Genomic DNA, 14,123 nt, shown 5'->3' with positions numbered 1-14,123 from the left:
ACAAAAAATAGAAAGTTAAAGCTGAATGTAGGGATATACCTCCGGCCTCGTGATGTACCATATTCTACTTGTGATGTTTCTTTTTCTTGTTATTGTAGCAACGGCAATTGCCGTTGCTACAAATGTAAACGTAAACTCAGTAACAGGAATTGTCCAAGCAGTATTAGCTTCCATCTTCCCATTTGAAACCTTAGAAATGCGGGAAAGCCGATCCATATCAACTTTTCTATTATTCATTTTCTTTTCACTCCTCTCATACAAAGTAGCCCAACGGAGGATACCACCAAAGTTAAAAGAAACAGCAATTCAGCATCTTGATTCATGCTGTGTTTCCTAATTGCGTTTCTAAAAATCATCCTAATGCTTTATTGAAAAAATTTTGAATTGGAAAGAACCTGGCTGTTTCCAAGACGACTGTCGCCGATACTAGCAACATGAACAAGCCGACTAACAATGACACTCCCGAACAATTATTGAAAACTATATTGGAGAAAAAACATTCCAATACGGAAAATAAAGGAAATTATTAGAATCATAATACATGTTTTTTATAACGTTCGCCTCATATCTGTACTCTTAGTTTGATAGCTACTAGAAATAGAGTACCGAATCAAAAAAGCATTGTCAACAGGTAAACCGTTAATATTATTAAATAAATATTGCTTTTACAAAATGTGAAAATCGTTATTAAGAAATCTACTATCCATTGATTGAAAACAGGCTTAATTTCCAGCTGAAATGAGGCCATTATGGTTACGTGGCTACAGAAGTTCTCAAGCTTGGAGCTTGTCCATTCATGACGGCGTAAAATTTTTCAGCAACACTATTGCTAAAGCAAACTCAAAAATCATTCAAATTTCAGATAGACTTCAATACATTGGAACAGGAATTTCTCCAAGACAAACCAGTCACCTGTTCCTATCGGAAGATTACACCAGAAAGAAACTACTTTCACATAATGACTTAATAAACTAACCTTACAAACTACCAAGACCTACGCGCAGCAAGGTTTCATCGAACTCCCACCTTCCTGAAACAAAACTATTTGTGAAAAAACTCACATTCTTTCCCAAAACGCGTTATAACTGAAGTTGAGGGATAGTTCCGCAACGTATTGCCTAGCCGTTTGATGTACCGGGTGACGCTAGTTCCATCACCTCAGCGTGTTCTTTGGGGTCAAGTTAGTCCGTCTTGATGATGTTGAAGGGAGTCTTATAGTTATGTCTAAGAGTTCAGTTGCATTAAAACACTATCAAATGTACATCAACGGTGAGTTTAAGGATTCATCATCCGGTAATTTAATTACCGTGCTCAATCCCGCAACTGGGGAACCGATTTCCACTGTTCCTAGCGCAACACTAGACGAATGCCGGGAAGCCATTGACGCTGCCTACGAAGCACAGAAGTCCTGGAAGAAAGTTCCTGCCGCAACCCGTGGCCAGTATCTGCACGACGTTGCCACAGAAATTCGGAAGGACTCCGCTCACCTGATCGCCATGCTCCAAGAAGAACAAGGTAAGGTCAAGGGCTTGGCTACCACTGAAATTCTGTTCTCTGCCGACTACTTCGACTACATGGCCAGCGCATCACGGACCTACGAAGGCGAAATTCTCCAGTCAGATAATCCAAACGAAAATATTATGATTGCTAAACAACCTATTGGTGTCGCTGCCGGCATCTTACCTTGGAACTTCCCATTCTTCTTAATTGCTCGGAAGATGGGTCCAGCCTTAGTTACTGGGAACACCATCGTTATGAAGCCAAGTACCGACACACCAAACTTAGGCTTGGAATTTGCTAAAATTGTTGAAAAAGTTGGGATTCCTAAGGGTGTTGTCAACATCATCACCGGTCCCGGCTCCGTCATTGGTGACGAATTATCACGTAACAAGAAGATTGGCATTATCAGCTTGACCGGTTCCGTCAACTCTGGGAAGCGGGTCATGGAAGCTGCTGCAACCCACATGGCCAAGGTTTCTTTGGAATTAGGTGGGAAAGCACCTGCCATCGTCTGCAAGGACGCCGACATCGACTTGGCTGTCCAATCCATCATCGACTCCCGTGTCGACAACAACGGGCAACTTTGCAACAACTGTGAACGGGTTTACGTTCAAGAAGACGTTGCGGCTGAATTTACTAAGAAGTTAGCCGACAAGATGGCTGCCGTAACCGTTGGCGACCCAATGCAAAATGAAGACATCGGCATGGGTCCACTGATCAACCAGGGCGCCTTAGACAAGGTTGCTGGCATGGTCGACCGCGCCGTTGAAGCTGGCGGCAAGCTGGAAACTGGTGGCCACAAGGTTAAGATTGCCAACGGCTTCTACTTCGAACCAACCGTTATTACCAACGTCAAGCAAGACTCTGAAATTGTGCAAGACGAAATCTTTGGCCCAGTTCTGCCAGTCTTGACCTTCAAGACCTTGGACGAAGCCATCGACATGGCCAACGACAGTGACTTTGGGTTGACCTCATCCATCTTTACCGAGAACATCGAGAACGCTACCCGCGCTGCCAATGAACTCGAAGATGGTGAAACTTACATCAACCGCTTTAACTTCGAAGCCATGAACGGGTCTCACTCCGGCTGGAAGGAATCCGGTATTGGTGGTGACGATGGGAAGCACGGGATTGAAGAATTCCTCAACACCCACGTCATTTACCTGCAGGGTCACCCAGAAAAGACCTTAGCTTAAGCGTGCTGAAAGAAGATTATTCCCTTGCGAATGATCTTTTTTCTGTGAAAGTTACCCTTATTTGAAATTGGGGTCGTGCGCGGCTAACGGCCGTCGCCTCAGTGGTCATCGCCATTTGTTAGGCGTAACCGAAACGGTGGCTTTCATGAAAGCGCTTGCTTTTACCGCTGATTGTGACATAATTATCAAGTGTAAATAACTTTTAAAAACGAGGTGCCAATTATGAAGATTCAAGCTGCAGTTGTTGATAAGCAAAATGCTGATTTTGAAATTCGTGATGACGTTGAACTGGCTGACATGGGCGCGGACGATATCCAAGTCCACATGGTTGCCAGTGGGATTTGCCACTCCGACGAAGCCCTGCGTACCGGGGTTGCCACCATTGATTACCCAATCGTCTTGGGCCACGAAGGTTCCGGGATCGTGGAAAAGGTCGGGCCAGAAGTTACCCAATTCAAGCCAGGCGACCACGTTGTTTTAAGTTTCTACGGCTGTGGGAACTGCAAGAGCTGTCTGTCCGGGATGCCAACACAATGTGAAAACTACGCGGCCAACAACCTGTCTGGGGTCCGTCCTGACGGCTCCGCTCACTTTACTGAAGCTGGTCACAACGTTGCTGACATGTTTGACCAAAGCTCCTTCACCTCAACCACGGTGGTTCGTGAACGGAACGCCGTTAAGGTTAGCAAGGACCTCGACTTACGGAAGCTCGGCCCGCTGGGTTGTGGCTACGTAACTGGTTCTGGGACTGTGCTCAACACCTTGAAGCCAAAGCCTGGTGACACGATTGCCGTCTTTGGGACTGGTGCCGTTGGGTTGGCTGCTATGATGGCCGGCCGGATTTCCGGTTGCACCAAGGTCATTGCCATTGACATCGTCGACTCTCGTTTGGACTTAGCCAAGGAACTCGGCGCTACCGACGTCATCAACAGTAAGAAGGTTGGCGACGTGGTCAAGGCTGTGCAAGACTTGACCGGCGGCTTTGGTGTCAACTACGCGGTTGATACAACCGGTGTTTCCAGTGTGATTGCTAGCTCCATCCAAGCCTTGGCTCAAGGTGGGGTCTCCGCAGCGATTGCCGTTACCGACCAACACATTGACCTCGACACCTGGAACGACCTCTGTGTCAACGACAAGGCCGTCATTGGGGTTAACATGGGCGACTCCGTTCCACAAATCGACATCCCTCGTTTGATTGAATTCTACAAGATGGGTATGTTCGACTTTGACAAGACTGAAAAGTTCTACAAGTTCAGTCAAATCAACGAAGCCAACGCTGATTCCGTTTCCGGGAAGACCATCAAGCCTGTTCTGGTCATTGATGACAGCTACGTTCCTGGGAAATAACACCTTTAAAATTTAGCGTCATGAAGCCGGACAATCCTGTGAGATTGGCCGGCTTTTTGCGTTCGCTCAGGTTTGAAAAGCCAAAGGCCCAGCTAACAGAGATTGAATCCACAAGATTAGTTGTTAATTGCCACCTGCGGCTGCCAGAGATTCCGGCTGCTGTGGGGACCACCTGCGGCCTGAGAAGCGGTCCTCCGGCTCGGTTTGAAGCCTGACAAAATCGTCAGTCTCCAAACGCGTCCCACGCTGTAAGCTGAAAAATCTCAGCTAACACCGTCGACACAGCTGCCTACATCTCTGTCCTCCTCCGGTTAACCTAGGTTCTTCAACGTGACATTGATGGAACCCATCGCTGGACCGGCAGCTTTTATCCAGAATAATTGATCGCAGCCGTGGGGATTTTCATCATAGACAAATACTAAAAGGGATTGACCATGGCCATACCGGTTCCCCAACATCGTACCTTAGTCAAAGTTCTCTGCACCCATATCCGTTTGTCAGTCTGTTTCTGTAATCGCAAGGCTTTACGAATTACTTTAGGAACAGTAATCTGATTCTTAGACGTCACTTTAACCACAGCTGAGCGCTGCGCCTTCATCACCATCAACTACAGCATCGCCGGTGGGCCCCACCGCCACAATTGATACGTCAGACTTACAGAAACTAAAAAGCGTTGCCCGACAACTCAGTCAGACAACGCTTTTAACGACTACACCAACTACACCAAAGCAACCGACTGTGAACTTTAAGATTGATTGCTTTTACTACCTCATTACACATTGTTTGGCGTAAATCCAATACTTAATCGTGCCCCCAAAGCGAAGGCAATCTTTGACATGGTATCAATACTAGTGTTATCTCCCCGCTCAATTCTAGCCATCGTTGACTGAGGAACATTTGCCTTCTCAGCAAGCTCCCGTTGCGTCAAGCCAGCCGCTTCCCATGCCTTCATGGTTACCACTGCACTAGATAACTTTGCACTTTCAATTTCGTACCCCGCCTTAAACTCTGGATCTTGCAACTGGACTTTTAAATAGTTATTAAATTTAATTGTTGCCATCCTAACTACTCCCAGTACTCTTTAAGAATAATATGTGCATACTTCATCTGATTTGTTGGTGTTTTCTGCGACTCCTTAGTAAATCCGTGAGTAATTATCATTTAATTACCCTCTGCCTGGAATTTCTTCTCAGGCGCTTTTTATACGGGTAACAACTATTAACTATTGATTCTCTGTCCCCGCAATTTCCTTTAAAAGCCGCTGGCACTGCTCCGCCACCGTACTACACTCATCAAAACAAATATCTTCACTGCCCAGTAAATCCCGGCCCAGCCACCACTGCGCTAGCTGTGCACGACTAAACGGTTGGGCCTTGATCTGATTGCGTTTCACTGTGGTCGCAAAGGTCACGTCAAAATAACCGATCACCATGGCGGTGTCCCACGTTTGTTTAAGGGTCCGCAGAAATTCGCCATACACCGAACGCTTCAGGATACCTTCTAAAATAATGATGGTGAATCCCTGCGCCCGGCCCCAGGCAATCAACTCGGCCATGACCGCGATGGCCGGCGTCCCTGCCGTATCCGGGGCGTGCAAAATTTCACGACGGACCACATCTTGGCTGATCAACAGCGCTGTCGGCCCCAGAACGCGCTGTAACTCCCGTGCCGTCGTCGTTTTTCCGGACCCGGAATTCCCACGTAACACCACCAGTTTTGTCACGCGTTCCATCCCTTTCAACATTCTCAAAAGAAGCGTTTCAGATTTTTAATGATACGCGCCATATCTTTATCTGCAAGTTTCCCAGCAATTTTCTTCTTTAATACTAAACTTAAATTTATCCTGCTTCCTTATTTGTAGGGCCTCACGCACGGACTTAGGCACTGTGATTTGATTCTTAGAAGTAACTTTTGCGACCGCTGACTGTTGCTGATTTCTCACTGTCATACGCTCATCTCCAAATCACTTTTAAGTTGAGTCTAGCAGGCAGCAGGTCGTAAGGCAAACGTAAGGAATTTTAGCTTTATTTTTGAGAACGACTTTGACAAACTCACTAATTTCACCATAAAATTCGGACATTTACAACTTTAACCGTTCAGGGGACTGGTAAAAGTGATATCATCGTGATATCATTAAGCTATCAACAGGAGGGAGCTATATGGCAAAGGAACCACAAAAACGTTTTCTATTACGGCTGGATGAAAGCCTTTTTAAACGGGTCTCTGCGGCGGCCGACGCTGATGGTCGGAGCATCAACGCCTACATCGCTCAGGTGCTAGCGCGCGCGGCACCACAGGGCAATTGGGAACAACGACAGCTGATTGGTCGGGCCATTTCGGGGAAGGAATTGGACGTCAAATCTGGCTTGGTTTTGATCTCTGGCATCTACTACCGTTACCTGCTGGAATCACCTGAAAAACCAGATAAAGCCGCAAACTATACGGTCATCGAGAGTCACGGGAATATTTTAACATTGAAGAAAATCTAGGGGGAATCGCCATGTTTGGGATTAGAATTGTTCGTCAAAATAATGAAGGTTTAGTAGAAACGCTTGGCAAATACAAGCACACGGTCTTACCCGGCGTGCATTTTTACCTGCCCGGCATCCAAAAGATTCGGACCGTCAGCCTGGCCATGTCGCCACTGGCGCTGCCCAATTACTCGGTCATTACCAAGGATAACGCCGACGTCTCAGCCAGTCTGACGCTGAACTACCACGTGACCAACGCCGTGAAGTACCAGTACGAGAACACGGACTCCGTGGAATCCATGGCGCAACTCGTTCGGGGTCACTTGCGCGATATCATTGGCCGGATGGACCTCAACCAAGCGTTGGGTTCCACAGCAAAAATCAACCTCGAACTCGCCACGGCCATTGGCGACTTGACCGATACCTATGGCATCAACGTTGACCGGACCAACATCGACGAACTGACGCCTTCTAAGGCCATTCAATCCGCCATGGACAAGCAGTTGACGGCCGACCGGGAACGGATTGCGACCATTGCCAAGGCCGAAGGGGAAGCCAAGTCCATTGAGCTGACGACCAAGGCCAAGAACGACGCCTTGATGGCCACCGCAACGGCTCAGGCGACGGCCACTCGGACCCGGGCTGACGCTGAGAAATACCGGATTGACACGGTCAACTCCAGTCTGGGAACGGCCACGCATGAGTTCTTCGAGAACCAATCCATTTCCGCCTTCAGTGACCTCGCCAATTCACCCGCAAACGTGGTGGTGGTGCCGAGTGATCACGTCGCTGACCTGGGACAGATCCCGGCGATTGGCGCGGCCTTGAAGACCGGACTAGCGGAACCCAAAGCACCCGCAGTCAAAAAATAATCTGACACGACAACAGCTCCCCAACGACCACACTGGCCTGCTGGGGAGCTGTTGCGCTGTCCGGGGTCAACTGGTGTAAAATGAACCTATCCCGTGTTCAACCAGAAAGGTCGCGAAATGATGGTCACTCGCCAAGCTATTTTCACCTACGCAGAAGACACGTACGGCATCACCCCGGAATATCTCTTCAAGTCGTACCCTAATTACGCCGTGCTCAAGAACCGCCAGGGCAAGTGGTTCGGGGCCGTGATGAACGTGCCACAAGCCAAGCTGGGCCTCCCGGGTACCGACGAAATCGATATTCTCGACATCAAGGTCGATCCTGAACTCGGTAGCATTCTGCGGGCCAAGCCAGGATACCTGCCCGCCTACCACATGAACAAGGAACACTGGCTGACAATTGTCCTGGATCGACAGGCGGATGCGGCGGGACTTTTCCTGTTACTGGATAGTAGTTATGCGTTAGTGACTAAACAGTGATTGGATTGTTGATTATCAATATTAACTTGTGATTAGCAGCAACATTTGCTTCATAATTAATTACCAGCACAAGCTCGTTAATAGCAATTATATATGGCTTGGAAAACTACCACCCAGCTACTCACGAATGGAATTGTTATAGATTAATAGTTATTTATTTCAGTCGAAGCAATCCCTTTATATCTAAATTTTCAGTAATAGCATGCGACTCAAAAGGGAGAGGTCTAAATCGACTAAAGTCGATTCAGACCTCTCCCCTTTTCGTTAGCAAACTGTGTTGCTGAACAATCCGGACTTCAGGTATCTTCAGATTTTAAACTCATTCGAGACCTTGCTTCACTTTACTATCAATGTTTAAATTTTCGGAAGCCTTGACACTTAGAAGAATCGTATCATTATCAGTAGTCAAAGAAAACACCGCTTGGCATGTGCCCAGCATCGTTAATATAGCACTCAACTGCGGCAGTTCAGTAACTGGAAGTCCGATATTGATAACGGAGATGCGCTCATCAGTTTGGATAAGTGACTTATTTTGAATAATCATTTTAAAAAAGATAAGTAACATTTCCATTAAAATCTACCCGCTAACCATTCCCGCAAATTTTCACTTTCTTTTAAGTTAATGTGCACCTGAATATGACTTATTTTCCCTTTAGAATCTAGTATATCCGTAGTCCCAAATTTTGCCCCATGCCTTCCCAAAACATTAAAGCAATGGCACAGGCCTTCAAGTTCAGACACACGTAGATGAGCGTAAACGTCGCCTTCTATAGACGAAAATCTACTGACGTTCCTTCTTCCTAAATAGTAACGAAATATCATATTTAGCCGGCTTGCAGCCAATCTATCATTCAATATTTCCATCCCCCAGTGCCCCTAAAATAAAATAATGAAGATGCTCTCTCCATCGCTCTTAAAAAAACAATAACACACCCATTGACTATAGTAAAGTACATTTAATATAAATAGTATTACCTTAATTGCTAAATGCAATTACCCCTACTCTTGCCCTCCATCTACGATACCCTTTTCAAAAATTTCCAGTTGACACCCGCTTTTTCCAGGGGTACACTAGCCTCAATTCAATAAATCGTCCGAAACAAACCATTGAGGTGGAGATCAAGATTATCGTGCACGTTAAGAGAGCCGTCGTTGCTGAGAGTACGGCCGAACGCAGGTAGTTAAATGGACCACCGAGGGCTTCCCCGAACCAATTTGCAGTACGGGAAGACGTGCGACATACGTCAGTTGTCAGGGAAATGCTAGTTTCCTGTGGAGAGGGGCGCGGTCTCTTTTTCGGGGACCCGTCTAATTAAGGTGGCACCGCGGTTAAAACCGTCCTTAACACATTGGCTGTTGAGGACGGTTTTTTGTCTACATTTTTTTCGAGGGGGATTCACTTATGACTAACCGATGGCAAAGCTCATTATTCTTTCTAACCGACAAATTCAATCTATCTGGAGGAAAAAATGATGCGCTTAACACAACACAAGAAAGCACTCGCCCTTTGCGGCGGGATTATTCTAATCGGTGCCGGGATCTTCGCAATCACCGGCCACTCACAATCAACTAAAAAGGCCGTGGCTCAACACCTGAACCTGTACGAAACGGCCACGATTTCCAGTCTCGACGTCGCCAAGATTACCGACAGCGTCTCCGGCAACACTCTGAGTCAAGTGGGTGAAGGCCTTTACCGGCTGAACGCCGACAGTCAGGCGCAAAATGCGCTGGCCACCAAGACCACCGTTACCGATAGCGGCCACCACTACACCATCAACCTGCGGCACAACGCCAAGTGGAGCAACGGTGATCCGGTCACGGCTCAGGACTTCGTTTACTCCTGGAAACGCACGCTGAACCCGAAGTCCAAGTCGGAGTTCACCTATCAATTTGCGAATATCAAAAATGCCAGTGCCATCGCTGCTGGGAAGAAGTCGCCAGCCACACTGGGCGTCACCGCCGTGGGCAAGTATCAGCTGAAGATCACGCTGAGCCAACCCGCCGCTTACTTCAAGCAAATGCTGGCCAGCACCACCTACTACCCGTTGAACCAGCGCGCCGTTAAGCAATACGGCAGAAAATATGGGTCGTCCGCCGCAACCACCGTTTACAACGGGCCGTTCGTTCTGAAGAACTGGAACGGGACCAGTGACAGCTGGACGTTAAAGAAGAACCCGACCTACGTCGACGCGAAGTCCGTTAAGCTGAGCAGTATCAAGTACCAGGTCATCAAGACCAGCTCGACGGCGTACAACTTGTACCAGTCCAAGCGACTAGATGCGGTCACCCTGGATGGCGAACAGACCACCCAGAATAAAAACAACCCGAACTTAAAGTCGTTAGCCGCTGGCCGGATTGGCTTCATTCAATATAACGAGGATAATAAAATCGCTGCCAATAAGAACCTACGTCTGGCTATTTCTTTGGCCATCAACCGGCAACAGTTGGCCGACCACGTCCTGAAGAACGGCTCCCAGCCAGCCAAGACATTTGCCATTCATCACATGATGACCAATGCCAAGACGGGCAAGGACTTCACGACCGACGCCTACGTCAAGAATACCGCCGACTACAACCCGACGCTGGCCAAGCAGACTTACCAAAAGGCCCTGAAACAGTTAGGCAAGAAGCAGTTGAGCGTCACCATTACCTGTGGCGACGACGATACCACCAAGAACGTCGCGGAGTTCATCCAGAGTACCGTTTCCAGCAAATTAGGGCTCAAGGTCAACGTTTCCGCAATGCCATTTCCTTCCATGCTGAGCAACGTTTCCAAGGGAAACTTCGAGCTCAACCTGACCGGCTGGAGCATGGACAACGCCGACCCGATTCAGTCCCTGCAAATTCTGGCGTCGACCAACAACTCCAACATGGGGCACTATGACAGTAAGACCTACGATCAGGCGCTGGCCAAGTCTGAGGGCAAAGACGCGTTACGCCCAACCGCGCGGTACCAAGACCTGTTGACGGCCGCCAAAACGGCATTGACCGACCAAGCCGTCACTCCCCTGTACGAGGCGCGAACCAACACGCTGGTCAACCCCAAGGTCAAAGGGGTCGTTTATAACAAATTCAATGGCAGCCCGGATTACCAGCACGCCTACGTCACTGATTAGCCAATTTGATTTCATAGGGTGTTCCCATTGCAGTGCCAGCTAAATACGGTATAATTAAGCTAGTAACTACAATTACACGTTTTCATAACTCAGGTGGGGCCCGGGGACTTTTCATAGCGGTTTCACCCAGCTAAGTGAAACGTCACAGAAAGGTTCCGGAATCTATGGAAAGTCAACCCTTACGTCACGATCACTACCCGGCCTCGCAAGAAGAGTACAAAGCTGAGTTAACCGAAACGGAAAACGAATACGCTGCTCAGCTACAAGAAGTCGAGGACAAGGTTCAAGGCCAAGCCGCTCGTTACCTGTTGTTTGGGGCCATCTCAGTTGTTATCAACATCACGTTGTTCTACCTGTTCTACCACACGATGGGCATCGGCTACCAGTTAGCCAACTTCATCGACTGGCTGATCAGTGTCCAATGCTCCTTCTGGTTGGACCGGACGTTTGTCTTCAAGCACAAGTCTGACAAACCAATGCGCGAAATGGGGACCTTCTACATGACCCGGGTCGCCACGTTCCTGTTGGAAACCGTCATCCTCTTCATGGGGATCTCCTGGCTCAACGCGAACGGTACGATGACCAAGGTCATCGGCCACGCCATTGCCTTAGTTTTGAATTTCTTCCTATCTAAGAAGCTCGTCTTCAAGAACCAACCTGCTCCGGCAGATTAACTTTAATTGGCGATAGCAAAGGTGCTTAGTCCCGTGATTTTGGGGATTAAGCACCTTTTTTGGTGGCGTGGCAATGTTTGCACGTATCCTGCCGAAGAAAAAAATGCTAACTGCCACAAACTGGCAATTAGCATCCCATTCTACCTTAACCCTTAGAATTCTCCAAACTCTCCTCAGCTTTTAGCCGCCTTAGCTCTGTAATCCCGATAAGCTTCATACGCGAAGAACAGACAAGACAGGCTTAAGATTAAATCTTGAATCCAGAAAAAATCTTGCACGTAAACGTTAAGGTAGCCAAACAAGACCGTCCCCATTACCCCTACGACAAACAGGAACCAGTTTGGCACGCGCTTAATCAAGATAGCTACACCCCAAAACAAGTTAACCCACATCTGAATGTTGACAAATATCCAGCCTATTTTCCATGGTCCTGGTCCCATTCCTTCATTGCCTTCCAAAATGCTTATCCCATTTACCAGTGCAATGAACAACACTAAAACGGCTATGATGATATTTAGTCAGGTTGGGATTTTTCTTTTTCTGTTCATGTTTAGCTCCTTTTACCGATAAGCCACCACTTGACTACCTTTCTCGGTAATCTCTGTAGGTCCCGTATACAAAATAGCCACAAACGATTGTGAACACTAAGACTCGAAACCAGAAGAAATATTGAACATAGTAATTGAAATAAAGGAAAAAGGATAATCCTATCACACTCACAACCAGTAGCATCCAGTTGGGTATGTGCTTTACGAAAATCAAGATACCCCAAAGGAGGTCTACCCACATCCCGATGTTCACAACTGTCCAGCGTATTCCCCAAGGTTCCGCCCCCGCCCCAGCGTTACTCGCCAAGATTTCTAACCCATGGCCTAGCGCTAGAACCAATACCACAATACCCAAGATTAGGTTGAGCCATTTATTGCTAGTTCTTTTTCTGTTCATCATGCATTCCCCTTCTTCGCCTGCATGACGCTACTCCATGCTTTTGCTAGTTGTCTGCGGATGCCTGCCTAAGAGTTAAGGCCCAACATCGGCTGCTGGAAAAGCTGTGTAGGTTTTATCACCCTTGTCCAGTTTGTGGACTCCCAAGGTATGTGCTTGCATGCCACCCAAACTTATATTAAAGGGAATCAATATGTGATAGTAAGCCAGGACATGTCCCCCGGAATAGCCGGCGCTATCTTCCCTAGTCATTTTCATAGGAAATGCAAATACCGCGCTAACCGGATGTCCATTTTCCAATATACACAGTCGCACAGCATTCCTCGGCGTATATGGTACGAACAAGGCAGGCATTATCACAACTGCCATTCCAATGATCAGCAGAACCCGTCGCCAAAGCTTTTTCCTACCAGTTTTCAATAAAGTCCCCACCTTCCATCCCCGTTGCCGCTACTTCACTCAAACATAGAACAGAGTCTTGACCTTCTCAACTGACGAAAAGTCTCCTGCTAAGTCTACATTCACCAAGTAAGTGACATCAGGATTTTTGTCCGGCGTTATCATCCACAATCTAATCTGTCCCGCTTGACTGTCAAAGTTCATGTTATCAAGATTCTTACTCTGAACGTACGAATTGAATTCTCTTTGCTTAGTGCGGACATGGTTGCTCTCCATTTGAAAATACGTATTAGGTCCACCATTCCATAGGACGACGATCGCCGTGCCATCAGAATTCTGAATAATCAATTTCTTCAATTCATGTTTAGTGACTAAACTGGTCACCTTCACCCGTGAGTCTTGTGGGTTAACCCAGGTTGTTTTCGTTAGGGACGTCCCACGAGTTAAATAACGCGTCGGATCCTGATACGGTCCAGCTCCCAGCGCCTGACGATTAATCCATCCCAGTTGTTTTCCCGCTTTGGTCTGCACCTTAAGATAAGTCCGCTTCTCCCACGTCTTTGCTTGACCGACAACGTAAAGCGTTTTTGCAGATTGCTCAGCACTCGCGCGAATTTCTAGGTTATGCTGAACCGTACCATACGGATGAGCCCAAAAGTTGTAAGCCGTAGTTTTCAGCCAGTATGGTTTGGGTGCCGACTTAGCTTGAGTTAACAGTAATTTAACACGTTTAACAGATGAACGCCGAACATAACCACTTGGAATGCTATAAAGAACCTGACTGCCGTCGAGACGTTCTGTTACCGGCCAGGCCAACTTAACATAATTAATCCCCTTAGCGTGAACAGACCCTACTGCAAAGTAAACCGTTTTCGTTGTCCCCACCCGGCCCAAATACTTTGCGTGCGCATGTAATTTCCGCGGATAACTGTACATTTTGGTAGCCTTATTTTTAAAAAGGTAGCCAGAATTACTGCTGCTATGGGCGCTGGCTACGATTCCGGGTGTCAGTAGCGAGGCGGCCACAATAACTATGCATCGTTTATCCTGGATTATTCACCGTAAGCTAGAAAGTCTCAACCAGCCCTTTGTGGCTCTGAGGTTTTCTAGCTTTTTTGGTCTC

At 47.4% G+C, this 14,123-nt stretch carries 14 protein-coding genes; 7 read left to right on the top strand and 7 right to left on the bottom strand.

What is annotated here, in order from left to right; translation table 11 throughout:
- Positions 1-15: 15 nt before the first annotated feature.
- Positions 16-237 carry a hypothetical protein gene (locus EKM99_RS06125; protein WP_125581912.1) on the bottom strand — a complete coding sequence of 74 codons (222 nt, stop codon included), beginning with the start codon at positions 235-237 and terminating at the stop codon, positions 16-18.
- 983 nt (positions 238-1,220) lie between these two features.
- Here EKM99_RS06125 and aldA point away from each other — a divergent pair.
- Together aldA and EKM99_RS06115 are read left to right on the top strand one after the other, a co-directional pair.
- Entirely contained in the window at positions 1,221-2,696 is a 1,476-nt protein-coding gene (gene aldA, locus EKM99_RS06120; RefSeq protein ID WP_125581910.1) for an aldehyde dehydrogenase, read from the top strand.
- Positions 2,697-2,918: 222 nt separating this feature from the next.
- The gene (locus tag EKM99_RS06115) at positions 2,919-4,043 is read left to right on the top strand and encodes an NAD(P)-dependent alcohol dehydrogenase (RefSeq protein ID WP_125581908.1); all 1,125 of its coding nucleotides are present in this window, start codon (positions 2,919-2,921) and stop codon (positions 4,041-4,043) included.
- A gap of 772 nt (positions 4,044-4,815) precedes the next feature.
- Here EKM99_RS06115 and EKM99_RS06110 read toward each other — a convergent pair.
- From EKM99_RS06110 to EKM99_RS06100, 3 genes are all read right to left on the bottom strand, one after another.
- Positions 4,816-5,103 (bottom strand): helix-turn-helix domain-containing protein, encoded by a 288-nt coding sequence (locus EKM99_RS06110; RefSeq protein WP_125581906.1) that lies wholly within the window; start codon positions 5,101-5,103, stop codon positions 4,816-4,818.
- A 162-nt stretch (positions 5,104-5,265) separates the two neighbouring features.
- Positions 5,266-5,775, bottom strand: a complete 510-nt coding sequence (locus tag EKM99_RS06105) for an AAA family ATPase (RefSeq protein WP_164511539.1) — start codon at positions 5,773-5,775, stop codon at positions 5,266-5,268.
- A 57-nt stretch (positions 5,776-5,832) separates the two neighbouring features.
- Positions 5,833-5,991 (bottom strand): AbrB/MazE/SpoVT family DNA-binding domain-containing protein, encoded by a 159-nt coding sequence (locus EKM99_RS06100; RefSeq protein WP_125581902.1) that lies wholly within the window; start codon positions 5,989-5,991, stop codon positions 5,833-5,835.
- 211 nt (positions 5,992-6,202) lie between these two features.
- On the opposite strand from EKM99_RS06100, the gene EKM99_RS06095 reads away from it, so the two are divergent.
- From EKM99_RS06095 to EKM99_RS06085, 3 genes are all read left to right on the top strand, one after another.
- Positions 6,203-6,532 carry a toxin-antitoxin system HicB family antitoxin gene (locus EKM99_RS06095; RefSeq protein WP_125581900.1) on the top strand — a complete coding sequence of 110 codons (330 nt, stop codon included), beginning with the start codon at positions 6,203-6,205 and terminating at the stop codon, positions 6,530-6,532.
- 11 nt (positions 6,533-6,543) lie between these two features.
- The gene (locus EKM99_RS06090; protein WP_125581898.1) at positions 6,544-7,386 is read left to right on the top strand and encodes an SPFH domain-containing protein; all 843 of its coding nucleotides are present in this window, start codon (positions 6,544-6,546) and stop codon (positions 7,384-7,386) included.
- 93 nt (positions 7,387-7,479) lie between these two features.
- A complete protein-coding gene (locus tag EKM99_RS06085) occupies positions 7,480-7,866 on the top strand; it encodes an MmcQ/YjbR family DNA-binding protein (protein ID WP_225419803.1) in 387 nt (128 codons plus the stop codon).
- A 319-nt stretch (positions 7,867-8,185) separates the two neighbouring features.
- Here the strand turns inward: EKM99_RS06085 and EKM99_RS06080 are convergent, their stop codons facing one another.
- Both EKM99_RS06080 and EKM99_RS06075 read right to left on the bottom strand, forming a co-directional pair.
- Entirely contained in the window at positions 8,186-8,431 is a 246-nt protein-coding gene (locus EKM99_RS06080) for a hypothetical protein (protein ID WP_125581896.1), read from the bottom strand.
- 5 nt (positions 8,432-8,436) lie between these two features.
- Positions 8,437-8,730: a hypothetical protein gene (locus EKM99_RS06075; RefSeq protein WP_125581893.1), complete on the bottom strand. Its 294-nt coding sequence runs from the start codon at positions 8,728-8,730 to the stop codon at positions 8,437-8,439.
- Between the two features lie 608 nt (positions 8,731-9,338).
- Between EKM99_RS06075 and EKM99_RS06070 the strand changes: the two genes are divergently transcribed.
- Entirely contained in the window at positions 9,339-10,982 is a 1,644-nt protein-coding gene (locus tag EKM99_RS06070; protein ID WP_125581891.1) for a peptide ABC transporter substrate-binding protein, read from the top strand.
- A gap of 164 nt (positions 10,983-11,146) precedes the next feature.
- Positions 11,147-11,656, top strand: a complete 510-nt coding sequence (locus EKM99_RS06065; protein ID WP_125582131.1) for a GtrA family protein — start codon at positions 11,147-11,149, stop codon at positions 11,654-11,656.
- Positions 11,657-13,060: 1,404 nt separating this feature from the next.
- On the opposite strand, the gene EKM99_RS06055 is transcribed toward EKM99_RS06065, so the two are convergent.
- On the bottom strand, positions 13,061-13,885 hold the full coding sequence (locus EKM99_RS06055; protein ID WP_125581888.1) for a GW dipeptide domain-containing protein: 825 nt from the start codon (positions 13,883-13,885) through the stop codon (positions 13,061-13,063).
- Positions 13,886-14,123: the final 238 nt, after the last annotated feature.

It is taken from the genome of Levilactobacillus cerevisiae, assembly GCF_003946245.1.
Classification (GTDB): domain Bacteria; phylum Bacillota; class Bacilli; order Lactobacillales; family Lactobacillaceae; genus Levilactobacillus; species Levilactobacillus cerevisiae.
Note: the sequence above shows the minus strand (reverse complement) of the source record. Positions and strands in the feature narration are given on the sequence as shown.